Annotated in this window: 25 protein-coding genes and 1 other RNA gene; 17 read left to right on the top strand and 9 right to left on the bottom strand. The window is 68.0% G+C overall.

Annotation, left to right across the window (positions count from 1 at the left end; translation table 11 throughout):
* Position 1: 1 nt before the first annotated feature.
* The 3 genes from ACSVDD_RS10945 to ACSVDD_RS10935 all read right to left on the bottom strand — a co-directional run bounded on the left by ACSVDD_RS10945 (position 2) and on the right by ACSVDD_RS10935 (position 2,415).
* Positions 2–436, bottom strand: coding sequence for a hypothetical protein (locus ACSVDD_RS10945; protein WP_448189379.1), 435 nt, complete (start codon positions 434–436; stop codon positions 2–4).
* A gap of 29 nt (positions 437–465) precedes the next feature.
* Positions 466–1,149 carry an RNA polymerase sigma factor gene (locus ACSVDD_RS10940; protein WP_448189378.1) on the bottom strand — a complete coding sequence of 228 codons (684 nt, stop codon included), beginning with the start codon at positions 1,147–1,149 and terminating at the stop codon, positions 466–468.
* A 69-nt stretch (positions 1,150–1,218) separates the two neighbouring features.
* A complete protein-coding gene (locus ACSVDD_RS10935; RefSeq protein WP_448189377.1) occupies positions 1,219–2,415 on the bottom strand; it encodes an MFS transporter in 1,197 nt (398 codons plus the stop codon).
* A gap of 100 nt (positions 2,416–2,515) precedes the next feature.
* Between ACSVDD_RS10935 and ACSVDD_RS10930 the strand changes: the two genes are divergently transcribed.
* The 6 genes from ACSVDD_RS10930 to ACSVDD_RS10905 all read left to right on the top strand — a co-directional run bounded on the left by ACSVDD_RS10930 (position 2,516) and on the right by ACSVDD_RS10905 (position 6,985).
* The gene (locus ACSVDD_RS10930; RefSeq protein WP_448189376.1) at positions 2,516–3,340 is read left to right on the top strand and encodes an AraC family transcriptional regulator; all 825 of its coding nucleotides are present in this window, start codon (positions 2,516–2,518) and stop codon (positions 3,338–3,340) included.
* Between the two features lie 26 nt (positions 3,341–3,366).
* An RNA gene (gene ffs / locus ACSVDD_RS10925) (signal recognition particle sRNA small type) lies at positions 3,367–3,464 on the top strand.
* 80 nt (positions 3,465–3,544) lie between these two features.
* Positions 3,545–5,407, top strand: a complete 1,863-nt coding sequence (locus ACSVDD_RS10920; RefSeq protein WP_448189375.1) for a DNA polymerase III subunit gamma/tau — start codon at positions 3,545–3,547, stop codon at positions 5,405–5,407.
* Between the two features lie 3 nt (positions 5,408–5,410).
* Entirely contained in the window at positions 5,411–5,734 is a 324-nt protein-coding gene (locus tag ACSVDD_RS10915) for a YbaB/EbfC family nucleoid-associated protein (RefSeq protein WP_448189374.1), read from the top strand.
* A 77-nt stretch (positions 5,735–5,811) separates the two neighbouring features.
* Complete coding sequence (gene recR / locus ACSVDD_RS10910) at positions 5,812–6,405, top strand: recombination mediator RecR (RefSeq protein WP_448189373.1); 594 nt, start codon at positions 5,812–5,814, stop codon at positions 6,403–6,405.
* A gap of 10 nt (positions 6,406–6,415) precedes the next feature.
* Complete coding sequence (locus ACSVDD_RS10905) at positions 6,416–6,985, top strand: TapB family protein (protein ID WP_448189372.1); 570 nt, start codon at positions 6,416–6,418, stop codon at positions 6,983–6,985.
* Positions 6,986–6,996: 11 nt separating this feature from the next.
* Here ACSVDD_RS10905 and ACSVDD_RS10900 read toward each other — a convergent pair whose 3' ends face one another.
* Both ACSVDD_RS10900 and ACSVDD_RS10895 read right to left on the bottom strand, forming a co-directional pair.
* Entirely contained in the window at positions 6,997–7,224 is a 228-nt protein-coding gene (locus ACSVDD_RS10900) for a hypothetical protein (RefSeq protein WP_448189371.1), read from the bottom strand.
* A gap of 201 nt (positions 7,225–7,425) precedes the next feature.
* Positions 7,426–7,968, bottom strand: coding sequence for a c-type cytochrome (locus ACSVDD_RS10895; RefSeq protein ID WP_448189370.1), 543 nt, complete (start codon positions 7,966–7,968; stop codon positions 7,426–7,428).
* A 174-nt stretch (positions 7,969–8,142) separates the two neighbouring features.
* Here ACSVDD_RS10895 and ACSVDD_RS10890 point away from each other — a divergent pair, with 174 nt between their 5' ends.
* The 3 genes from ACSVDD_RS10890 (at position 8,143) to ACSVDD_RS10880 (ending at position 10,765) form a co-directional block, all read left to right on the top strand.
* Positions 8,143–9,009 carry a prephenate dehydratase gene (locus ACSVDD_RS10890; protein WP_448189369.1) on the top strand — a complete coding sequence of 289 codons (867 nt, stop codon included), beginning with the start codon at positions 8,143–8,145 and terminating at the stop codon, positions 9,007–9,009.
* A gap of 247 nt (positions 9,010–9,256) precedes the next feature.
* Entirely contained in the window at positions 9,257–9,571 is a 315-nt protein-coding gene (locus ACSVDD_RS10885) for a hypothetical protein (protein ID WP_448189368.1), read from the top strand.
* Positions 9,572–9,724: 153 nt separating this feature from the next.
* Entirely contained in the window at positions 9,725–10,765 is a 1,041-nt protein-coding gene (locus tag ACSVDD_RS10880) for a DUF6765 family protein (protein ID WP_448189367.1), read from the top strand.
* Positions 10,766–10,782: 17 nt separating this feature from the next.
* Here the strand turns inward: ACSVDD_RS10880 and nudC are convergent, their stop codons facing one another.
* On the bottom strand, positions 10,783–11,703 hold the full coding sequence (gene nudC, locus ACSVDD_RS10875; protein ID WP_448189366.1) for an NAD(+) diphosphatase: 921 nt from the start codon (positions 11,701–11,703) through the stop codon (positions 10,783–10,785).
* A gap of 114 nt (positions 11,704–11,817) precedes the next feature.
* Between nudC and hisN the strand changes: the two genes are divergently transcribed.
* From hisN to ACSVDD_RS10860, 3 genes are read left to right on the top strand one after another with little or no spacing between them, the layout of a single operon-like run.
* Positions 11,818–12,600 carry a histidinol-phosphatase gene (gene hisN / locus ACSVDD_RS10870; RefSeq protein ID WP_448189365.1) on the top strand — a complete coding sequence of 261 codons (783 nt, stop codon included), beginning with the start codon at positions 11,818–11,820 and terminating at the stop codon, positions 12,598–12,600.
* A gap of 16 nt (positions 12,601–12,616) precedes the next feature.
* A complete protein-coding gene (locus ACSVDD_RS10865; RefSeq protein WP_448189364.1) occupies positions 12,617–13,165 on the top strand; it encodes a hypothetical protein in 549 nt (182 codons plus the stop codon).
* On the top strand, positions 13,162–13,773 hold the full coding sequence (locus tag ACSVDD_RS10860) for a hypothetical protein (RefSeq protein ID WP_448189363.1): 612 nt from the start codon (positions 13,162–13,164) through the stop codon (positions 13,771–13,773). The genes ACSVDD_RS10865 and ACSVDD_RS10860 overlap by 4 nt, the downstream gene beginning before the upstream one ends.
* A 12-nt stretch (positions 13,774–13,785) precedes the next feature.
* Here ACSVDD_RS10860 and ACSVDD_RS10855 read toward each other — a convergent pair whose 3' ends face one another.
* Together ACSVDD_RS10855 and ACSVDD_RS10850 are read right to left on the bottom strand one after the other, a co-directional pair.
* The gene (locus tag ACSVDD_RS10855) at positions 13,786–14,142 is read right to left on the bottom strand and encodes an HVO_A0114 family putative DNA-binding protein (protein WP_448189362.1); all 357 of its coding nucleotides are present in this window, start codon (positions 14,140–14,142) and stop codon (positions 13,786–13,788) included.
* On the bottom strand, positions 14,139–14,432 hold the full coding sequence (locus ACSVDD_RS10850; RefSeq protein ID WP_448189361.1) for a toxin-antitoxin system TumE family protein: 294 nt from the start codon (positions 14,430–14,432) through the stop codon (positions 14,139–14,141). Before ACSVDD_RS10850 ends, ACSVDD_RS10855 begins: the two co-directional genes overlap by 4 nt.
* Before the next feature lie 130 nt (positions 14,433–14,562).
* Between ACSVDD_RS10850 and ACSVDD_RS10845 the strand changes: the two genes are divergently transcribed.
* From ACSVDD_RS10845 to ACSVDD_RS10825, 5 genes are all read left to right on the top strand, one after another.
* A complete protein-coding gene (locus ACSVDD_RS10845) occupies positions 14,563–16,395 on the top strand; it encodes an extracellular solute-binding protein (protein WP_448189360.1) in 1,833 nt (610 codons plus the stop codon).
* Between the two features lie 72 nt (positions 16,396–16,467).
* Entirely contained in the window at positions 16,468–17,583 is a 1,116-nt protein-coding gene (locus ACSVDD_RS10840) for a microcin C ABC transporter permease YejB (RefSeq protein WP_448189359.1), read from the top strand.
* Positions 17,583–18,704: an ABC transporter permease gene (locus ACSVDD_RS10835; RefSeq protein ID WP_448189358.1), complete on the top strand. Its 1,122-nt coding sequence runs from the start codon at positions 17,583–17,585 to the stop codon at positions 18,702–18,704. The genes ACSVDD_RS10840 and ACSVDD_RS10835 overlap by 1 nt, the downstream gene beginning before the upstream one ends.
* 14 nt (positions 18,705–18,718) lie before the next feature.
* On the top strand, positions 18,719–20,341 hold the full coding sequence (locus tag ACSVDD_RS10830) for an ABC transporter ATP-binding protein (RefSeq protein ID WP_448189357.1): 1,623 nt from the start codon (positions 18,719–18,721) through the stop codon (positions 20,339–20,341).
* A 116-nt stretch (positions 20,342–20,457) separates the two neighbouring features.
* Positions 20,458–20,907, top strand: a complete 450-nt coding sequence (locus ACSVDD_RS10825; RefSeq protein ID WP_448189356.1) for a BLUF domain-containing protein — start codon at positions 20,458–20,460, stop codon at positions 20,905–20,907.
* Here ACSVDD_RS10825 and ACSVDD_RS10820 read toward each other — a convergent pair.
* A complete protein-coding gene (locus ACSVDD_RS10820; RefSeq protein WP_448189355.1) occupies positions 20,804–21,418 on the bottom strand; it encodes an rRNA large subunit pseudouridine synthase E in 615 nt (204 codons plus the stop codon). The two genes, ACSVDD_RS10825 and ACSVDD_RS10820, sit on opposite strands and share 104 nt — an antisense overlap.
* Between the last annotated feature and the right edge of the window lie 85 nt (positions 21,419–21,503).

Below are 21,503 nucleotides of genomic sequence, written 5' to 3'. Positions count from 1 at the left end.
GCTATTTGCGGGCCGGCGCTTCGGCGAGCTGCTCGGCCTGCTTCTCCGACACGTACCAGACCGTGAAGTGATAGTGCGGCTCGGCCATGCCCGGATGGCCGGGGTTGAAATCGACCGTCACGTGGTCGACCGGCCGATGCGGCGCCGCCAGACGCTTGAAGTCTTTCTGCGCCTCCATGTCCTTCATCGGCACCATGTAGACGGCACCGACGAGATGCTGCTTGCGGTCATAAGCCAGATACGGGCCGGTCGGCAGTTCCGCAGGCTTGGCGTACAGCGTGCCGAGGCCGGGGATGAAGTCCGGCAGGCCGCTCGCCAGATCGCTGACTTTCTTGTAGTCGCCGCCCGGCGGCCCCTTCTCCGGCACGTCGGCGGCCTGGGCAGGCATGGACAGAACGGTGACGGCAACAGCCGCCAGAAGCGTCTGCTTCAGCATGGTATCCTCCCTTTGTGACGAAGCGCGGCTCAGCGTTTGAGGCGCGCGAGCACGTCGGCGACGATGCGGTCGCAGCGCTCGCCGGCGAATCCGAAGGCGGTGGGCACGAGGCGGTCGAGATGGTCGCTGAGCGCCTTTTGCAGCAGCGCCCGCGCCCGGTGCAGGCGGGTCTTCACCGTGTCGGGCGGGATGCCCAGGCAGGCGGCGGTCTCCTGCACGCTCATCTGCTCCACCGTGCGCATCACGAAGACGGCGCGGAAGCCGTCCGGCAGATCGTCGATGGCCCGCTCGACGAGGCGTTTCAGTTCGGCCACGGCGAACAACTCCTCCGGGTTGCTGGCAGCGGTCCACAGCGGCACCACGGCGGCGCCGGCATCGGAATCCTCCGCCTCGGCGCCATCGGCGAACAGCCGCACCCGGCCGTGTTTGCGCAGGCGCATCAGCGCCTCGTTGGCGGCGATGCGCGCCAGCCAGCCGCCGAGGCGGCCGGCGTCGGCGCACTGGTCCAGATGGGTGAAGGCGCGCAGATAGGCGTCCTGCACCGCCTCCTCCGCCTCGCCCTCGTCCTTGAGGATCGAGCGCGCGATGCGGAAGAGGCGCCGGTTGTGCCGGCGCATCACCGTCTCGAAGGCGTGGGCGTCGCCGCGCTTCAGCGCGTCGAGAAGATCCGTCTCCGGCTCGCCGCCCGTTGCGACCGTCAGGTGTCCGGCCATCTGGTCCTCCCCGTGTTCCTGATATCTAGGATGCGCGGGGCGGCGTGGGGGTTCCCGGAAAAATGCGACTCACTCGGCCGGGGCGGCAGCGGGTATGGCCTGCACCTCGCCGGGACGGTGCGGGAACACCGCCGCCGACGCCGCGATCACCACCCCGAACAGCGCCAGCACTTGGTACAGGACCGCGAAGCCCCCCGCCTCGTGCAGCACGCCGACCAGCGGCACCGCCAGCGCGCTGGCCGCGAACGAGACGAGGTAGCGCACCGCGTAGGCCCGCGCCCGCCACGCCTCGGTGGTGTACTTGGCGACCATGGTGTCGTTGATGGTCACCTGACCGAAGATGGCGAACATCATCAGCACCGCGGGAAACACCAGCGCCCAACCCTCGACGACCGAGGCCAGAGCCAAGCCCGGCGCCAGCAACGCCGCCAGTGGGATGAACACCCGGCGCAGCGTATAGCAGTCCAGCAGGCGGCCGACCAGCAGCTGCGACGTGGCGCCGACCACATAGATCGCCGACACCAGCGCCCCCACGCCCAACGGCGTTCCGGCAACCGCCAGCAGGCGCTCGTCGAACAGCTTGGGCAGCGAGACCGTGGCGGCGTTGAACACCACGCCGCCGGCCACCGTGGTCGCCGCCAGCACGGCGAACGCCCGCAGCACCACGGCGCGCGGCAGGTCCACGGTGGTGCGCGCCGCCGCACGCCGCGGCGCCGGGGCGTCCGGCACCAGCATGGCGAAGAGCACGCCAATCGCGATCGCCACGACGCCCGGCACCGCGAAAGCGGTGCGCCAGCCCAGCGCCTGCGTCAGCCCGCCCGCCGCCAGGGCGGCGAAGGCGATGCCAAGATTGCCCCAGACGCCGTTGACGCCGATCTCCCGCCCCAACCGCTCGGCGTGCGCGGTCAGCATGGCGGTGCCCACGGGGTGGTAGATCGAGCCGAACACCCCGATGGCGGTCATGCCGGCGGCGAGTTGCCAGGGCGTGGCGGCGAAGCTGGTCAGCACCGTCGCGGCGCCGGTGCCGATGAAGAACACCGCCATCATGTTGCGCCGGCTCCAGTGGTCGCCGAGCCAGCCGGACGGCAGCGACCCCGCCCCGAACGCGATGAAACCGCCGAGCGACAGCGCCAGAAGCTCGCCGTACGGCATCCCGAAGCTGTCCCCCATGCCGAGCACCGCGGTCGGGAAGATCAGCATGAGCAGGTGGTCGATGGCGTGCCCGGCGTTGATGAAGGCGATGACCCGGCGCGATGCGGCGGCCATGGGATGATTCCTTTTCGTGTCAGGTGATTGAACCGCTGGACAGGATAGGCGTGTCCGCTATCCTGCGTCCGGTCAAGAGTCGTCGCGAAACGGACACACCATGACGTGCATCATCGACCCGGACTCCATCGACGACGCGAGTGCACCCGTGGTCGCCCTGGCCAAGGAGTACCCGCACGGCACCCGCATGCCGCCGCACCGGCACCGCCGGGCGCAGCTTCTCTACGCCATCACCGGGACGCTGCGGGTGACCACGGCGGACGGCGCCTGGATCGTGCCGCCGCTGCGCGCGGTGTGGATTCCGCCGGGGGTCGAGCATGGTTTCCTGATCGCCGGGGACACCTCCATGCGCACGCTGTACGTCGCCCCCGGCACGCCGGTCTTCGCCGACGCCGGGCGCTGCCGGGTGATCGAGGTGTCGGGTTTGCTGCGCGAACTGATCCTCGCCGTTCTGGACGGGCCACCAGCGCCCGAGCCAAGCGGTCGCGGCGCCTTGCTCGCCGCGCTGATCCTCGATGAGTTGGCGCGTGCGCCGGAGGTGCCGCTGTGGCTGCCCATGCCGCGCGACCGGCGGCTGGCGGCGCTGTGCCGGGCGCTGATCGACGCGCCGGCCCGCACCGACACGCTGGACGGCTGGGCCGAGCACAGCGGCGCCAGCGCCCGCACGCTGGCCCGGCTGTTCCGCAGCGAGACCGGGCTGAGCTTCGGCGCGTGGCGCCAGCAGGCGCGGCTGGCCGAGGCGCTGGCCCGGCTGGCCGGCGGCGACAGCGTGGCCGGGGCGGCGCGCGCCGCCGGCTACGACAGCCCCAGCGCCTTCACCGCCATGTTCCGCCGCACGCTGGGCGGGACGCCGCGCGGTTACCATGACGGGGAGCGGACGTCGACCCGCCGGATTGGCCTTGAGTCGGATTCGGCTTGCATATGACCGCGGCGATGACGATATTCCCGGTGGGAGGTTGGCGTCGGGCGGGTCCCTCGCCAACCCGGTCAGGTCCGGAAGGAAGCAGCCGCAACGAGTTCAGGCTCGGGTCGTTCGTCCAGCCTCCCACCCTCCTCTAAAAGTTTTTAAGCGCAAAGCCGGGGCTGAGCCGCTATTCTGGCGGCCCAAGGATAGAGTGCGTCCAGCAGCGTGACCGACACCACCATCGCCGATACGCCCGTCGCCAGCCACGAGGCCGCCGCCCCGGCGGTCGCTTACCGTGTGCTCGCCCGCAAGTACCGCCCGAAGAGCTTCGACGAGCTGATCGGCCAGGACGCGCTGGTGCGCACGCTGACCAACGCCATCAACTCCGGCCGCATCGCCCAGGCGTTCATGCTGACCGGCGTGCGCGGCGTCGGCAAGACCACCACCGCTCGCATCATCGCCCGCGCGCTGAACTGCACCGGGCCGGACGGCACCGGCGGGCCGACCATCACGCCCTGCGGCGTCTGCGACAATTGCCGCGCCATCGCTGAGGACCGGCACGTCGACGTGATGGAGATGGACGCCGCGTCGCACACCGGCGTCGACGACATCCGCGAGATCATCGACGGCGTGCGCTACGCCCCCGTCTCGGCGCGCTACAAGCTGTACATCATCGACGAGGTCCACATGCTCTCCAAGAGCGCGTTCAACGCGCTCTTGAAGACGCTGGAGGAACCGCCGGCGCACGTGAAGTTCGTCTTCGCCACCACCGAGATCCGCAAGGTGCCGGTGACGGTGCTCTCCCGCTGCCAGCGCTTCGACCTGCGCCGGGTGGACGCCGCCGTCCTGAAGGAGCATTTCACCCGCATCGCCGGGCTGGAAGGCGCCGTTCTGGAGCCGGACGCCGCATCGCTGGTGGCGCGCGCCGCCGATGGTTCGGTGCGCGACGGACTGTCGCTGCTCGATCAGGCCATCGCGCTGGGCGGCGGGGCGGTGACCGCCGTGCAGGTGCGCGACATGCTCGGCCTCGCCGACCGGGCGCGCATCCTCGACCTGTTCGAGGCCGCGACCTCCGCCAAGCCGGCCGAAGCGCTGGACATCCTGTCGGAACTGCACCGCGTCGGCGCCGACGCGGTGGTGATCCTTCAGGATCTGCTGGACCTCGTGCACAGCCTGACGCGGCTGAAGGTCATCCCGGACAGCGCCAACGACCCGTCCATGCCCGAGGCCGAGCGCACCCGCGGGCGCGAGATGTCGGGCAAGCTGTCCATGCCGGCGCTGACGCGCGCGTGGCAGTTGCTGCTGAAGGGCCTGGGCGAGGTGCAGGCCGCGCCCATCCCGCAGCAGGCGCTGGAGATGGTGATCGTCCGGCTGTCCTACGCCGCCGACATGCCGACGCCCGGCGAGATGATCCGGCAGCTGCAGAACGCCGCGGCGGGGACGAACGGCGGCAATGGCAACGGTGGTGCACCGCGCCCGCCCGGCGGAGGTCCGGTCGCCATCGCCGGTGGCGGCGCGGCGCGCGCCGTGGGCGGTCGCCAAGCCGAAGCGGTGGCGCAGCCGCTGGCGCAACCGGCCGAGGCCGTCGCCGCGGCACAGTCCGAGGACTGGGCGCCGATGCCACGCGACTACCGCACGCTGGTGCAGCTGTTCGCCGAGCGGCGCGAGGGTGCGCTGTATGGACAACTGTTCGGCGCCGCGCACCTCGTGCGGATGGAGCCGGGGCGGCTGGAGATCCGGCCGGAACCGACGGCGCCGGCCAACCTCGCCAACCGTGTCGGGCAGGCCCTCACCCAATGGACCGGGCACCGCTGGGTGGTCATCGTCAGCGACCGGCCGGGCGAGCCCACCTTGCAGCAGCAGGAGGACGCGTCGCTCCAGCGCGCGCTGGACGAGGCGGCGGCCAACCCGGTGGTGCGCGCCGTGCTGGACGGCTTTGCCGGGGCGAAGATCCTGGAGGTTCGCGATCTTGCGGCGGCCGCCGCGGCGGCTGCGGCCGCGGCGGCGGTTGCGGACGAACCGGACAGTGATGACATAAACATCCGTGATGCGTTGTTGTACCCGTTGGACGAATTGGGAGACGAGTGAGTCATGAAGAATCTCGGCCAGATGATGAAGCAGGCCCAGGAGATGCAGTCCAAGATGCAGGACATGCAGTCGAAGCTGGCCGACATCGAAGTGTCCGGGCAGTCCGGTGCCGGCATGGTGAAAGTGACGCTGAACGGCAAGGGCGACCTGAAGTCGGTCAAGCTCGACAAGTCGATCGTCGATCCCGAGGACGTCGAGGTTCTGGAAGATCTGCTGGTCGCCGCCTTCAACGACGCCAAGGTCAAGGTCGAGCAACAGGTTGCCGACGAGACCGCCAAGGTGATGGGCGGCCTGAAGCTGCCGCCGGGCATGAAGCTGCCGTTCTGATTGGCTTGCCCACCCCATCCCTCCCCCGCTTCGCAGGGGTGGGATGGGGTGGGGGCTCGTAGAGAGCACTTTCCGAAATGATCGGACCTGAAATCGAGCGCCTGATCCAGTTGCTGGCCAAGCTGCCGGGGCTGGGGCCGCGGTCGGCACGGCGCGCGGCGCTGCAACTGATGAAGCGGCGCGAAAGCCTGATGGTGCCGCTGTCGGAGGCCATGGCGTTGGCCGCCGAGGCGATCCGCACCTGCCCGGTGTGCGGCAACCTCGACACGCGCGAACCCTGCACGGTGTGCGCCGATCCCACACGCGACTGCACCACCATCTGCGTGGTGGAGGATGCCGGCGATTTGTGGGCGCTGGAGCGCACGCGATCCTATCGCGGCGTCTACCATGTGCTGGGCGGCGTGCTGTCGGCCTTGCAGGGCGTCGGCCCGGACGATCTGACCATTGCCGCGCTGGTCGAGCGCGCCAAGGACCCGGCGGTCGCCGAGGTGATCCTGGCGCTGAACGCCACGGTCGACGGCCAGACCACCGCGCACGTGGTCACCGATCGCCTGGCCGGCACCGAGGTTTCGGTGTCGCGCCTGGCGCACGGCGTGCCCGTGGGTGGCGAGCTGGACTATCTGGACGACGGCACGCTGACCGCCGCGCTGAAGGCGCGCCGCCCCTTCTGAGGTGGACCGGATGAGATTGGCACTTCTGCTCGTGCTGGCGCTGGGCGCCTGCCAGACGTCGGGCGCGTCGGGATCGCAGACCGCCGGCCTGACGCTCCGCTGCCCCGAGCCGGGCACACTGGTCCGCACCTCGACCGGCGGCACGCTGGAGTTCAAGGGCAACGACGGGCCGGTCTGCCTCTACACCAGCGGCGGCAAGCCGAGCCGGCGCGTGCTGGGCCTCTGGTCGGCCGACAATCCCAGTTCCGCCGCGGCAACGCGGGCCTTGCAGCCCTTCGAACTGCGCGTCGGCAACAGCGTCCGATTCGTCACCACGGGCGCCACGCCGGACGAGGACGAGACCAGCCTGACCAACGTCTTCACCGTGGAGCGCACCGAACGCGTGACCGTGCCGGCAGGCAGCTTCGACGCCGTCGTGATCAACTGGAACCAGCGGAGCGCCAGGGGCTACGAGCACGATTACCGCATGTGGTACGCGCCGGAGATCGGCACGATCGTCAAGGCTCAGCCCGAGCACAAGGCCGGCACCCCCGGCAGCTACCGCCCCTGGGAAGCGACCGAGGTCCGGCGCGGAACGTAGGTGGAGGAATTTCAGTCGATGGCGTGGCAGCGCCCTTCGGTCCAGCCGAGCGGCACCACGTTGTCGCGGTCGGTGAGAGTGGTCATCTCGGTGACGTTGCCGCCGGCCTTCTGCACCACCGTCCGCGCGTATGCGGCGTAATGACGCATAAGAACAATGCGTGCGATCGTCGTGTCTTCGCCCCGGCGTTCGTCACGCTCCAGACGGCGCTCCATGCCGAGGATGGCTTGGCGGTGCATTTCGGCCGACTCGAGTCTTGCCTGCAACATTGCGCTTCCCCCTTGCCTGCCACTTCGTGCAGTTGGCTGTTTATACTGGAGAGGCAGATTTTTTGCAATACGCCCGTCTCTGTAGGTCTTTTATTTCAGAGCAGGCGACGGGGATTTATCAAAGTCATAGGCCCTCCCCACCGATGTGGGGAGGGGCATGGGCAAGGCCGCTCACTGCGGCAGCGGCGGCGGGTTGTCGCTGAGCGAACGCAGGTAGGCGATGATGTTGGCGCGCTCCTGGTCCTTCTTGACGCCGGCGAAGGTCATCTTGGTGCCGGGGGCGTAGCCCTTGGGGTCGTGCAGGAACTGGTTCAGATCCTCGTACCCCCACTGACCGCCCTTCTTGGCGATGGCGTCGGAATAGCTGAAGCCCTGCATGTGCGCCTTCGGGCCGCCGACGACGCCGTACAGGTTGGGGCCGACCTTGGCGGGCTCGCCCTTGTTGAAGGTGTGGCAGGCGGCGCAGGCCTTGGCCGCGGTCTGGCCGGCCCCCGCGTCGGCCTTGGCGAGCAGCGGGCCGATGGGCGCCGGAGCACCGCCGCCGCCGGCCGGGGCCGCCGCATCGGCCGGCGCCTTTTCCGGCACGGCGATGGCGTAGGCGTTCTTTTCCAGCGGCTTGGGATGCACCAGGACCTCGGCGATGAAGCCGCTCATGGTGCCGATCAGCAACGCCAGCAGGATTGCCCCGAATATCTTGTTGGTTTCCATGCTCATGGTGTCTCTACCCTTTTTTATCGGTTCGGCCGCCGCAACGCCCCAAACGCTAAATTGGGGCCGCGGGCCGCTCCGAAAAGCCTTAAAGGCGCGGGATCGCCGCCGCCGTTGACGCGGGGCGGCACGGTGTCGATACTCCGCCACCCCGACCGCCTTCCAAACCGCGGAACTTCCATGCCCTTCTCGAACGTCATCGCCTTCCAGGGCCTGCCCGGCGCCTATTCCGATCTGAGCTGCCGCTCGGTCTTCCCGGAAATGCAGACCCTGCCCTGCGCGTCGTTCGAAGACGCCTTCGCGGCGGTGCGCGAAGGGCGTGCCCGGCTCGCCATGATCCCGGTGGAGAACTCGGTCGCCGGCCGCGTCGCCGACAACCACCACCTGCTGCCCCAGGGCGGCCTGCACATCATCGGCGAGCATTTCCAGCGGGTGAACCACCAGTTGCTGGCCCCGAAGGGCGCCACGCTGGACACCATCAAGACGGTGCGCAGCCACATCCAGGCGCTGTCGCAGTGCCGCAACACGACGCGCCAGCTGGGCCTGACGCCGATCAACCACGCCGACACTGCCGGTGCCGCCTCCGACATCGCCACGCTGAACGACCCGCAGCACGCCGCCATCGCGTCCCGGCTGGCGGCGGAGATCTACGGCCTCGACATCCTCAAGGCCGACATCGAGGACGCCGAGCACAACACCACCCGCTTCCTGGTCATGGCACGCGAGCCGCGCATCCCGCCGGCCGGATCGTGCAAGACCATCACCACCTTCGTCTTCCGCGTCAGCAGCCGGCCGGCGGCGCTGTACAAGGCGCTGGGCGGCTTCGCCACCAACGGCGTCAACATGACGAAGCTGGAGAGCTATATGGTCGGCGGGCGCTTTGCCGCCGCGCAGTTCTATGTGGACGTGGAAGGCCACCCGGACGAGCGGCCGCTGCGTCTGGCGCTGGAGGAACTGGACTTCTTCGCCCGCGAGATGAAGATCCTCGGCGTCTATCCCGCCAGCCTGTTCCGCTATCAGGGAAGCCAGCTGAACGGCGAAGACTGAGCGCCTCCACAACTTCACCAGTATTTGGGTAAAATTTTACGTTTGCTGCGATGCCGCGCAAAAGAAATGCGGCATCCGGTCGCATGACCTGAAGAAAGGGGTTCTTTACCTTTTCGGCTACTGTCCCTTTTCGACAAGTTGTGCTATATACTTTTGCAAATGAAGAGCTTGGGAACAAGCCCAACGACCAAGACGACCGGCACCGCGACCATTGCCGGCGCCATGGCGCCAACCAATGGAGGTGGCCATGCTGACGTACGAAGATTGCATCGGTCTTGCGAACTTGGAAAAAGACGAAGTCGCGCAGATCGCCGAGCACGAACGGATTCCGTACATGACGGCCCTGGAAAAGGGTGTGGCCCTGCTGGATCAGCCCTGGGGCGATGCCGCCATTCGACAGATCGTCTGGGACAACCTGTGCCGCGCCAATCAGCGCCAGCGCACCGACCGGATCGACGAATTGACGATCGTCTACCAGACCACCTGCGACCGGCACCCGAACCCCTGTGACCGGCGGCGTTCGCCGGTGCGCACCACGCACCCGATCTGGCACCACTCCTGATTCCTGATACCTGGTGCCGCAGGTCACCCTGTACGGGCCCGGCCTCCGCAAGGAGCCGGGCCTTTTTGGCGGGCGGCGCACAGCGTGAGGAACGCCTTGTAAACACGCATATGGACGCGCACCATGGCCGCGCAACCCGCGCGGAGATGTGCAATGGACGTCGAATTCCACTATTGCATGACATATTTGACGGCGACGAAGGCCGGCCTTTCTCCGCAGGACGCGCGGGTGATCGCTTACGCATCCCAGTACGTCGACGACAACAATGGCGTCCTGGAGATCGACAGCGGCCGTGAGACGGCGTACCAGAACTTCGTCAGCCAGACGATGAACATCGCGGAACCGGCGAAGGCGCTGTTCCGCATCTACCCGCTGTTCCACTTCATCCCCGGCGAGCCGCTAGCGGAAACCGCCCAGCGCAAGGACGGCAAGCTGCACTGGCTGACCACCACGCCGAACAGCCCGAACGCCAACGCCATCATCGACAACGCCCTGGCCGCCGGCGATCACACGCTCTACCGCATCGGCATCGCCGCACACAGCTACGTGGACACCTGGGCGCACCAGAATTTCGTCGGTTTCTTCGAGGGCTACAACGCCATGGAGGGGATGCTGGAATCATGCGCGCCCAACGTCGGGCACGCGGACGCCAAGCACGCCCCGGACTGGCCCGGCTTGGTGTGGCAGGACTGCCGGCTGCGCCAGGAGACGGTGAACAACAAAGTCCGCTTCATCGACGCCGCCACCCACCTGCTGGAGAAGTTGGCCCGCACGGTGAGTCCGGCCATCTCCGACGACGACTTGAAACGGCGCAAAACCGAGCTGCAACACGACCTCGGCAACGCCATCGGCCCTGAGGACCCGACGAACAGGAGGGTCGAGACGCGCATCGCATGCTATCGGGGGCTGGCGGAAACTCCGGGTTACGGCGGCGAGCCCCTGCCGGAATACGACGAGGACGAATGGCTCGACGACGCGGTGACCGAGAACGTCCGCGGCCTGCCGGACCATTTCTGGCCCAAGAGTCTGAACCCGCTCAAGGACGAGTTGACCTGGAAGCATCGGCCCGGCTTCAGGGACTCGCACTGGTGGCACTTCCAGGAAGCGGTGAAGGCGCATCAGGTCTTTGCCTGGGACCACCTGCTGACCAGCAACCTCAAACACGTGGACATCGACAAGATGCCCCACTGGTAACCGGGCGGCGGAGACTCTCACCCCAAGGCGATCCAGTCCTCGATCAGGCGGCGCGAGATGGAGTCGAGGCGCGGCATGCGGAAGTCGTCGCCGGGCTCCAGCGTGCGCAGGAAGTCGCGGGTCACCCATCGGGCGCTTTCCAGCTCGTCCTCGGCGACCGCCACCTCGGTGGACAGCGCGCGCGCCGTGAAGCCCAGCATCAGCGACGCCGGGAACGGCCAGGGCTGCGACGAGTGATAGCGCACGTCGGTGACGCGCACGCCGACCTCTTCGAACACCTCGCGGGCGACGGCCTCCTCCAGGCATTCGCCGGGCTCGACGAAGCCGGCCAGCGTCGAGTGCATGCCCACCGGCCACACCGCCTGCCGGCCGAGCAGGCAGCGGTCGCCGCCGTCGTGCACCAGCATGATCACCGCCGGGTCCGTGCGCGGGAAGTGCGGGGTGGCGCAGTCCGGGTTGCTGCACTTGCGCACGTGTCCGCCCTCCGCGCTCAGCGCCGGGGAGCCGCAGACGCCGCAGAAGCGGTGCCGGGCGTTCCAGTGCGTCAGGCCGCGGGCGTAGGCGCACAGCGAGCCCTCGTCGTGGTCCATCAGCGGCCCGACCATGCGCAGGTCGACGAAGCGCCCGCCCGCCGCGGCGTGGGGGGCCACCGCCGGGTGCTCCTCCGGCACCTCCAGCGCGGACAGGTCGACGGCGAACAGCGCGGCGCCGTTCTGCACGCCGAGCAGCACGAGGTCTTCGCCCCAGTCTGAGTCGGCGGGCAGCAGGGCCGCCACCGGCTGCTCCTCGGGGCCAATGACCAGCGAGCGCGCCCGCCAGACGGGCACGATGCGCGTCTCCGGCGCCGCGCGGGCGTCGGCGATCCAGGCGGGGTCCTTGCGGCGGTGGGCGGCGCGGTCTATGGACCCGCACGCGTAGACGTTCGGTCGGTCAAGCATGGGAGAAAGTCTAGGCTCGGTTGCCTCGTCCGGCAAACCGCTTTCCGGCTTGCGCGCCTCGCGGGGGCGTTTAGGATGCGCGCCATCCCTTTCCCGTGCCGGCGGAGCCTCAGAATGCCCGAGACCTGTCCCGCCCATCTGGTGGCGCTTGCCGAACGTCTGGCCGACTCCAGCGGGCCGGTCGTGCGCCGGTATTTCCGCACCACTCTGGTGGTGGACGACAAGGCCGACTCGTCGCCGGTCACCGTCGCCGACCGCGAGGCGGAGCGCACCATCCGAGCCATCATCGAGGCGGAGCGCCCGGACGACGGCATCTATGGCGAGGAATACGGCACCAAAAACCTGGACGCCGAGTGGGTGTGGGTCATCGACCCCATCGACGGCACCAAGTCCTTCATCACCGGCCGGCCGATCTTCGGCACGCTGATCGCGCTGCTGCACCGCGGGCGCCCGGTGCTGGGCATCATCGACCAGCCGATCATCGGCGACCGCTGGATCGGCGTCGCCGGCCGCCCGACCACGCTCAACGGCCAGCCGGCCACGGTGCGCGGCTGTTCCGGCGGATTGGCCGGGGCGATGCTCGGCACCACCTCGCCGGACCTGTTCCCCGACGACACCGCACCGGCCTTCGACCGCGTGAAGAACGCCGTCAAGGTCACCGTGTACGGCGGCGACTGCTACACCTACGGGCTGCTCGCCAGCGGCTTTTACGATCTGGTGGTCGAGGCGGGGCTGAAGCTGTACGACTTCGCGGCCCTGGTGCCGGTGGTGACCGGGGCCGGCGGAGTGATGACCGACTGGAACGGCAACCCGCTGGACGCGTCGTCGGACGGCCGCGTCATCGCCGCGGGCGACGCCCGCACCCACCGCGAGGCGCTGGCCGCGCTCGCCGGCTGAACCATAGTTAAGGCCCATGACCTCAACCATCGTCACACAACCGGCGCGCTCCGTCCTCGACGAGGCGCCGGACAACCTCAAGGCTTTCGTCGGCTCGCTGGCGGACAAGGTGGCGCAGGGCGCCAACTGGATGGTCCGCAAGAAGACGCTGTGCGACTACATGCTCAGCCTCGGCGCCTATCTGACGCTGAGCCCGGCCGAGCGGCTGGAACTGGCGGGGACCACCGGGCACGTGCTGCCGCCCGAGGACGGGAACGGCGGCCCCAATGGCGGTGACTCGCCGGCCACCGGATTCAGCGAGGTGCTGCCCTTCTACGTCGGCGCCATCCTGGAGACGCTGGGCGAGGAACGCATCGCCAGCGCCGAGCAGGCCGCCATCTACGTCCTGTCCATCCATCCCGAACATCAGGCGGCGGCCGAGGCCTGGATGCTGGCCGACCCGAAGAACGCCAAGGCCGTGCGCAAGGTGGTGCGCGGCGACAAGCGCTTCGCCACCCTGTTGAAGACCGCCCGCGTGCCCGGCGCGCGCGCCGCCGCCCTCTCCGAAGAAGGAACACGCACGTGACCGCCATCGCCAAGCCCGAAAACTCCGTGTTCGACACCGCCCCCGAGGAGTTGCGCCCGGTTCTCGACTCCATCGTCGAGGCGGTGCAGGCCGACGCCAACTGGAAGGTCCGCAAGAAGACGCTGCTCGACGCCCTGCTGGTGGTCGAGACGATGTCCCAGCTCAGCCCGCGCCAGCAGGAGGCGTTCGAGGCGCTGATGACCGGCATCGAGGACGGCTCGATGTCCGAAGCGGACGCCAAGGCCGCCATGGACGCCATCGAGGCGAACCTGGGCAACGACGAGGAGGAGGACGGCGAGGAGGACGAGGGCGAGGACGGCGTCGCCGCCTCCGCCGAGGTGCTGCCGGTGTTCATCGGCGCCGTGCTGGAGCGCCTGGGCGAGGACCGCATCGTCAGCGCCGAGCAGGCCGCCGTCTACATCCTGTCGGTCCACCCCGAGCACTACGAGGCGGCCGAGGAATGGCTTCAGGCGGACATCAAGAACGCCAAGGCCTTCAAGAAGCTGCTGCGCGCCGACCGCCGCTACGCCGCCCTGTTCGAGATGCTGCTCGGCGAGGAGGGCGAGGACGACATGGTGCTGCCGCCGGGGGGTGAGGGTAGAGACTGAGAATCGCCGGAGTTACAGGGCGATCTTGGTCTCGATGGCGATCTCGTCGTAGCCCGCCGACAGGCTGCCGTCGTCGGCGCGCTCGACCATGCCGGCGTCCTCCAGTGCCTTGACGTCCTCGTAAACGCGCTTGTAGTCGCGGCCCAGGGACGCGGCCAATGCCTTGATGTTCAAGGCGGGATTGCGATGGAGATGGCGCAGCAGTTCGAGCCGCTTGGGCGTCAGCGTCTGGCGGAACTGTTCGAAGCTCAGGAAGGTCAGGTGTCGTTCGGACACCGCCTCCCCGGCTTCGGCGCGCCGCACCGCCGAGAGGACACGGCTACGCATATCGGCCAGGGTGCCGCCCACGTGGACCTTGAGTTCGCTCATGGCCCGCCCTCTCCTCTCACTTGCGCCACATCGGCCAGGAAGTCGTCCAACAGGGACTCCCACGTGGTGAACACATAGGGCGTTTCAACGTCGCCCAAATGCCTGTGGTCGCCCTTGCCGCGTTCATTGTCGTAGCCGACCACGCGGTTGCCCGGATGGCCGTAGAACAGGCTGTACTTGAATCGATGTGTCGAGGGCGGCACCGGATGCGGCACCTCCCAGATCCTTACGGTGAGGATCGCGCCATCCGGGAACTTTACGCGATCCTCGACAATCAGATGCGCCGCCATATGGCAACTAATGCCATGCAAGGCCGTATGGCGTCAATTGCCATTCACCCCACCCGGACTTTCCGCTTGATTGCCGCGTGCGCGTGGCGATGTTTCGAAGGTTCGCCACCGCCCGTGGGTCGCCGTTGCCATGCGCCTTCTCTCTGCCGCCCTCGCCGCCCTCATCGCACTGACAGCGCCGGCCGTCGCCGAGGTCACCCGCACGCACGCGCTGCGGCAGTTCGGCGAGCCGATGTTCGGGGCGGACATCACACACCTTCCGCACGCCAACCCGGACGCGCCCAAGGGCGGTTCGGTCACGCTGGCGTCGCCGGGCACCTTCGACAGTCTGAACGGGCTGATCCTGCGCGGCGTGCAGCCGCGCTCGCTGGGGCTGATCTCCGACAGCCTGATGACCGGCTCGGGCTGGGAACTGGACGCCGCCTACGGCCTGCTCGCCGAGAGCGTCGAGGTGCCGGACGACAGGAGCTGGGCCCTCTTCCACCTGCGCCCGCAAGCGCGCTGGCACGACGGCACGCCGCTGACGGCGCAGGACGTGGTGTTCACCTGGGACTCGATCCAGGCGCACGGCGCGCCGTTCATCAAGTCGTTCCTCGACAAGGTGGCGAGCGTCGAGGCGCTGGACGACCGGCGGGTGCGCATCGCGCTGAAGACCACCGGCGAGGTCAAGCCGATCATCGATTTCGGCGGCGCCATGACCGTGCAGCCGAAGCACTGGTGGACCGCGAACGGGCGCGACATCTCCAAGACCACGCTGGAGCCGCCGCTCGGCTCCGGCCCCTACCGCATCCGCAGCGTCGATCCCGGCCGCTCGATCAGTTTCGAGCGGGTGGCGGACTATTGGGGCAAGGACCTCGCGTTCAACCGCGGCCTGTACAATTTCGACGTGGTGAAGGTGGACTTCTACCGCGACGACGACGTGATGTTCGAGGCGTTCAAGGCCGGCGCCTACGACATCCGCCCGGAGAACCGCGCACAGCGCTGGACCACCGGCTACGACTTCCCCGCCGCGTTGGATGGCCGCGTCGAGCGCCGCGCCATCAGGACCGAACTGCCGCTGGGCGCCCAGGGCTACCGCTTCAACCTGCGCCGCGCCAAGTTCGCCGACCCGCGGGTGCGCGAGGCGCTGGGCCTGCTGTTCGATTTCGAGTGGATCCGCAAGAACATCCTGTACGGCCAGTACACCCGCACCGTCTCCAACTTCCCCAACTCCGACTACGGCGCACGGGGGATGCCGACGCCCGGCGAGCTGAAGCTGCTGGAGCCGCATCGCGCCAAGCTGCCCGAGCGCCTGTTCTCCCAGCCCTTCGAGCCGCCGGCCACCGACGGCAGCGGCAACAACCGCGCCAACGTCCGCAAGGCGTACGAGCTGTTCAAGCAGGCGGGCTGGGAGACGCGCGACGGCAAGCTGGTCAACGTGAAGACCGGCGAGCCGATGACCATCGAGTTCCTCGACGGCACCGGCTCGCTGACCCGCGTCAACCAGCCCTATGTGGAGACGCTGCGCCGCGCCGGCATCGACGCGCAGATTCGCATCGTCGACACCGCGCAGTTCCAGGCGCGCTCGGAAGAGTTCGACTTCGACGCCATTGTGGTGAACTTCAACTTCTTCAGCCCGCCGGGGACGGAGCTGCGCAACTATTTCGGCTCGGCGGCGGCGGACGTGAAGGGCTCGGCCAACCGCGCCGGCATCAAGGACCCGGTCGCCGACGCGCTGATCGAAGAGGTGATCGCCGCCAAGGATCTGGACAGCTTGCAGGCCGCCACCCGCGCGCTCGACCGCGTGCTGCTGTGGGGCTTTTATATGGTGCCGCACTGGTATAACCCGGAGAGCTGGGTGGCGTACTGGACCCGCTTCGGCTGGCCGGAGACCACGGCGAAGTACGACACGGGCCTGCGCAACAGCGGTTATCCGGCGACATGGTGGGTGGACCCGGTGAAGGCGGCGAAGCTGGGGCGGTGAGGCCGCCACGCTTCCGCCTTGATCGTGGGGAACGTTGGGGCCACGTGGAGTGGGGCTCCGGGGGGAACGGACATGCTGGCCTACATCATCCGCCGTCTGTTGCTGATCATCCCGACGCTGTTCGGGATCATGGTCATCAACTTCCTGATCGTGCAGATCGCCCCCGGCGGGCCGATCGAGCAGATCATCGCCCGCGTGCAAGGCACGGCGGTGGAGGCGACGGCGCGCATTGGCGGCACCGGCAGCGGCGACGCCTCGGCCGGCGCGCAGCAGGCCCAGCACGGGACCGGCGGCGGTGAAGGCAACCGCTACCGCGGCGCGCAGGGCCTGGACCCGGAGTTCATCAAGCAGCTCGAACGCGAGTTCGGCTTCGACAAGCCGCTGCACGAGCGCTTTTTCCTGATGATCTCGCACTATGTGAAGTTCGACTTCGGCACCAGCTACTTCCGTGACCGGCGGGTCGTGGATCTGGTGCTGGAGAAGATGCCGGTGTCGATCTCGCTGGGGCTGTGGACGACGCTGCTGGTCTATCTGGTGTCGATTCCGCTGGGCATCGCCAAGGCGGTGCGCGACGGGCGGCCGTTCGACGTGTGGACATCGGCCATCGTCATCGTCGGCTACGCCATCCCCGGCTTCCTGTTCGCGGTGCTGCTGATCGTCGTGTTCGCCGGCGGGCGCTATTTCGACCTGTTCCCGTTGCGGGGCCTCACATCGGACAATTGGGCGGAGCTGCCCTGGTACCGGCAGATCGCCGACTATTTCTGGCACATCACGCTGCCGGTGACGGCGCTGGTGATTGGCGGCTTCGCCGGGTTGACCATGCTGACCAAGAACTCTTTCCTGGAGGAGATCAACAAGCAGTACGTCGTCACCGCCCGCGCCAAGGGCCTGAAGGAGCGGCAGGTGCTGTACGGCCACGTGTTCCGCAACGCCATGCTGATCGTCATCGCCGGCTTCCCCGGCGCCTTCATCGGCATCCTGTTCACCGGCGCGCTGCTGGTGGAGGTGATCTTCTCGCTGGACGGGCTGGGCCTCTTGGGCTTCGAGGCGGCGATCAACCGGGATTATCCAGTGATGTTCGGCACGCTGTACTTCTTCACGCTGCTGGGGTTGATCATGAATCTGGTGGGTGACATCACCTACATGATGGTCGATCCCCGCATCGACTTCGAAGCGCGGAGTGCCTGATGGCGACGCCTTACCAGCCACGGTTCCTCGGCATGCCGGTGACGCCGCTGACCAAGCGGCGGCTGCACAATTTCCGCGCCAACGGGCGGGGGTTCTGGTCGTTCTGGCTGTTCCTGGCGCTGTTCATCGGCTCGCTGTTCGCCGAGTTCATCGCCAACGACCGGCCGCTGCTGATCAAGCACAACGACGCGTATTTCTTCCCCGTCTTCCGCGATTACCCGGAAACCGCCTTTGGCGGCGAGTTCGAGACCAACACCGACTACCGCGACCCGTTCGTGATGCAGCTGATCGAGGAGAAGGGCTGGATCGTCTGGGCGCCGATCCGCTATTCGTACCGGACGATCAACTACAACCTGCCAGTCCCCGCCCCGGCCCCGCCGTCCGCCGAGAATTTGCTGGGCACCGACGACCAGGGGCGCGACGTGGTGGCGCGGCTGATCTACGGCTTCCGCATCTCGGTGCTGTTCGGGCTGACGCTGACGCTGTTCTCCTCGGTGGTCGGCGTCATCGCCGGGGCGGTGCAGGGGTATTTCGGCGGTTTGACCGATCTGCTGTTCCAGCGCTTCATCGAGATCTGGCAGGGGCTGCCGACGCTGTTCCTGCTGATCATCCTGTCCAGCGTGGTAACACCGAACTTCTGGTGGCTGCTGGGGTTGCTGCTGCTGTTCTCCTGGACGTCCCTGGTCCACGTCGTGCGCGCCGAGTTTTTGCGGGCGCGCAACTTCGACTATGTGCGCGCCGCCCGCGCGCTGGGCGCCACGGATGCCACGATCATGTACCGGCACGTGCTGCCCAACGCCATGGTCGCCACGCTGACCTTCCTGCCGTTCATCCTGAACGGCTCGATCACCACGCTGACGGCGCTGGACTTCCTGGGCTTCGGCCTGCCGCCGGGCTCGCCCTCGCTGGGTGAACTGCTGGCGCAGGGCAAGGCCAATCTGCAAGCGCCCTGGCTGGGCCTGACCGCCTTCTTCGTGCTGGCGATCATGCTGAGCCTGCTGATCTTCATCGGCGAGGCGGTGCGCGACGCCTTCGACCCGCGCAAGACCATCGGCCAGCTCTCCACCGGTCCGGCGGAAGCGCCGGTGCCGGTCAAGGCGGAGCGGAAGGCCGCGGAATGACGATGGAAGCCCCTATGAGCGAACTCCTGACCGTCCGCAACCTCGGCGTCGAGTTTGGCAGCTCCGGCACCGCCGTCCCGGCGGTGAAGGGCGTGTCGTTCGACATCGCCAAGGGGGAGACGCTGGCGCTGGTCGGCGAGTCCGGCTCCGGCAAGTCGGTGACGGCGCTGTCCATCCTGCAACTGCTGCCCTACCCCATGGCGCGGCACCCCACGGGCTCGATCCAGTTCCAGGGCACGGAGCTGATGGGCGCCGAGGAGCGCGTGTTGCGCGATGTGCGCGGCAACCGCATCGCCATGATCTTTCAGGAGCCAATGACCTCGCTGAACCCGCTGCACTCCATCGAGCGGCAGGTCAACGAGACGCTGTTCCTGCACAAGGGCCTGGACCGCGTGGCGGCACGCAGGCGGACGCTGGAGCTGCTGCGCCTCGTCGGCATCCCCAACCCGGAAAAACGCCTGGGCGCCTACCCGCACGAGCTGTCGGGCGGGCAGCGCCAGCGCGTGATGATCGCCATGGCGCTGGCCAACGAGCCCGACCTGCTGATCGCCGACGAGCCGACTACGGCGCTGGACGTCACCATCCAGGCGCAGATCCTGGAGCTGCTGAAGGATCTTCAGCAGCGCTTCGGCATGGCCTTGCTGCTGATCACCCACGATCTGGGTGTGGTGCGCAAGATGGCCGACCGGGTCTGCGTGATGAACAAGGGCGAGATCGTCGAGCAGGCGAGCGTCACCGACCTGTTCGTCCGCCCCCGGCACCCCTATACGCAGAAGCTTCTGGCCGCCGAGCCGAAGGGCAACCCGCTGACCCCGCCGGACAACGCCCGCGCGGTGATGACGGCCAGCGACATCAAGGTCTATTTCCCCATCAAGAAGGGCCTGCTGCGCCGCACGGTCGATCACGTGCGCGCGGTGGACGGCGTGTCGGTGGACGTGCGCGAGGGGCACACGGTGGGCGTCGTCGGCGAGTCCGGCTCCGGCAAGACGACGCTGGGGCTGGCGCTGCTGCGCCTGCACGCCAGCCTGGGCGCCATCCGCTTCGACGGCAAGGACATCCAGGGCCTGTCGGCGGGCGAGGTCCGGCCGTTGCGGCGCGAGATGCAGGTGGTCTTCCAGGACCCTTACGGCAGCCTCAGCCCGCGCCTGTCGGTCGGCCAGATCGTCGGCGAGGGGCTGAAGATCCACGGCATGGGCAGTGCCCGCGAGCGCGACGCCATGGTCGCCAAGGCGCTGGAGGAGGTCGGGCTGGAGCCCGACAGCCGTCACCGCTACCCGCACGAGTTCTCCGGCGGCCAGCGCCAGCGCATCGCCATCGCCCGCGCGCTGGTGCTGAAGCCGAAGTTCGTCGTGCTGGACGAGCCGACCTCGGCGCTGGACATGAGCGTGCAGGCGCAGATCGTCGATCTGCTGCGCGATTTGCAGGCACGCTACAACCTCGCCTATCTGTTCATCAGCCACGATCTGCGGGTGGTGCGGGCGCTGTCGAGCCACGTCATCGTCATGAAGGACGGCAAGGTGGTCGAGCAAGGCCCGGTCCGCCAGATCTTCGAGACCCCGCGCGAGGAGTACACCCGCGCCCTGCTGGCGGCGGCGTTCAATCTGGAGGCGGTGAAGAGCGACGCGGTGCGGACTTAAGCGCCCAGGTAAACAATATCGACCCGATACTCAAAAAGACCTAATGACAATCACATTGTTGTGACGCATTGTTGCCGGCATTGGAATTTTACTCCCCAAAGGACCTGGAGCCTTTGATGCACCTCTCCCGCCTCGTGTACTTCAGCCGAGCGGCCTCGCTGGGGCACGACGACATCGAAGACATCCTGACAAAGTCCTACACGAACAATTATTTAAAGAACGTCACGGGCGCGCTGTTCTTCAACGGACACTGGTTCGTTCAGGTGCTGGAGGGTGGGCAGCGGACGCTGAGCGAACTGTTCGTCCGCATCGCCGCCGACGAGCGGCACAAGGAGGTCTGCCTGCTGGAGTTCTCCTTGATCAGCGAGCGCCTCTTCCCCGACTGGGACATGCGCTACATCGGCGGGCACCCCGATCAGGAGGCGATCATCAAGCGCTTCATGCCGGAGGGGTTCGACCCGCTCACCGTGACCGATGGCGCGACGATGGCGCGGATCCTGAAGGCGCTGGCGGACGCCGGGGCGGAGCAGCCGGAACGGACACCTCGCGCCACTCCCCCGGCCTGAGCGCGCCCAGCGACCATTCCCCCACCGACCAGCGGACCAGCCGCAGCGTCGGGAAACCCACCGCCGCGGTCATGCGGCGGACCTGCCGGTTGCGGCCCTCGCGCAGGGTCAGTTCGACCCACGCGGTGGGGATGGCGGCGCGGTAGCGGACCGGCGGGTCGCGCGGCCAGAGGTCCGGCGGTTCGCCGATCAGCCGCGCGCCGGCCGGCAGCGTCGGGCCGTCGTTGAGGTCCACACCGCGGCGCAGGCGCTCCAGCGCCTCTTCGGTGGGCACACCCTCGACCTGCGCCCAGTAGGTCTTCGGCATCTTGTGCTTCGGGTCGGCGATGCGGGCGATCAGGGCTCCGTCGTCGGTCAGAACCAGCAGCCCCTCGCTGTCGCGATCCAGGCGGCCGGCGGGGTAGACGCCCTTGACCGGCACCAGCTCGGCCAGCGTCGCACGCCCCTCGGCGCGGTCGGTGAATTGCGGCAGCACGCCGTAGGGCTTGTTCAGCAGGATTAAACGCGGCATTATCTAACCTTTTGTTTTCAAAACTTTTTTGTCCGAGTGACCGTCTGCACATTTCAGCACACGCGTTGACGGGACCTCAGTTTCC

This window comes from Azospirillum terrae, assembly GCF_053470425.1.
The sequence above is the reverse complement of the archived record's forward strand: the minus strand, read 5'-3'. Positions and strand labels throughout refer to the sequence as shown.

Coding starts and splice junctions, on each gene's coding strand:
- ACSVDD_RS10835 (WP_448189358.1), top strand. CDS start 17,583: ATGGCGACGCCTTACCAGCCACGGTTCCTCGGCATGCCGGTGACGCCG.
- ACSVDD_RS10945 (WP_448189379.1), bottom strand. CDS start 436: ATGCTGAAGCAGACGCTTCTGGCGGCTGTTGCCGTCACCGTTCTGTCC.
- ACSVDD_RS10885 (WP_448189368.1), top strand. CDS start 9,257: ATGCTGACGTACGAAGATTGCATCGGTCTTGCGAACTTGGAAAAAGAC.
- ACSVDD_RS10820 (WP_448189355.1), bottom strand. CDS start 21,418: ATGCCGCGTTTAATCCTGCTGAACAAGCCCTACGGCGTGCTGCCGCAA.
- ACSVDD_RS10850 (WP_448189361.1), bottom strand. CDS start 14,432: ATGGCGGCGCATCTGATTGTCGAGGATCGCGTAAAGTTCCCGGATGGC.
- nudC (WP_448189366.1), bottom strand. CDS start 11,703: ATGCTTGACCGACCGAACGTCTACGCGTGCGGGTCCATAGACCGCGCC.
- recR (WP_448189373.1), top strand. CDS start 5,812: ATGATCGGACCTGAAATCGAGCGCCTGATCCAGTTGCTGGCCAAGCTG.
- ACSVDD_RS10845 (WP_448189360.1), top strand. CDS start 14,563: ATGCGCCTTCTCTCTGCCGCCCTCGCCGCCCTCATCGCACTGACAGCG.
- ACSVDD_RS10895 (WP_448189370.1), bottom strand. CDS start 7,968: ATGAGCATGGAAACCAACAAGATATTCGGGGCAATCCTGCTGGCGTTG.
- ACSVDD_RS10930 (WP_448189376.1), top strand. CDS start 2,516: ATGACGTGCATCATCGACCCGGACTCCATCGACGACGCGAGTGCACCC.
- ACSVDD_RS10840 (WP_448189359.1), top strand. CDS start 16,468: ATGCTGGCCTACATCATCCGCCGTCTGTTGCTGATCATCCCGACGCTG.
- ACSVDD_RS10880 (WP_448189367.1), top strand. CDS start 9,725: ATGGACGTCGAATTCCACTATTGCATGACATATTTGACGGCGACGAAG.
- ACSVDD_RS10905 (WP_448189372.1), top strand. CDS start 6,416: ATGAGATTGGCACTTCTGCTCGTGCTGGCGCTGGGCGCCTGCCAGACG.
- hisN (WP_448189365.1), top strand. CDS start 11,818: ATGCCCGAGACCTGTCCCGCCCATCTGGTGGCGCTTGCCGAACGTCTG.
- ACSVDD_RS10915 (WP_448189374.1), top strand. CDS start 5,411: ATGAAGAATCTCGGCCAGATGATGAAGCAGGCCCAGGAGATGCAGTCC.
- ACSVDD_RS10830 (WP_448189357.1), top strand. CDS start 18,719: ATGAGCGAACTCCTGACCGTCCGCAACCTCGGCGTCGAGTTTGGCAGC.
- ACSVDD_RS10855 (WP_448189362.1), bottom strand. CDS start 14,142: ATGAGCGAACTCAAGGTCCACGTGGGCGGCACCCTGGCCGATATGCGT.
- ACSVDD_RS10890 (WP_448189369.1), top strand. CDS start 8,143: ATGCCCTTCTCGAACGTCATCGCCTTCCAGGGCCTGCCCGGCGCCTAT.
- ACSVDD_RS10940 (WP_448189378.1), bottom strand. CDS start 1,149: ATGGCCGGACACCTGACGGTCGCAACGGGCGGCGAGCCGGAGACGGAT.
- ACSVDD_RS10865 (WP_448189364.1), top strand. CDS start 12,617: ATGACCTCAACCATCGTCACACAACCGGCGCGCTCCGTCCTCGACGAG.
- ACSVDD_RS10935 (WP_448189377.1), bottom strand. CDS start 2,415: ATGGCCGCCGCATCGCGCCGGGTCATCGCCTTCATCAACGCCGGGCAC.
- ACSVDD_RS10900 (WP_448189371.1), bottom strand. CDS start 7,224: ATGCACCGCCAAGCCATCCTCGGCATGGAGCGCCGTCTGGAGCGTGAC.
- ACSVDD_RS10825 (WP_448189356.1), top strand. CDS start 20,458: ATGCACCTCTCCCGCCTCGTGTACTTCAGCCGAGCGGCCTCGCTGGGG.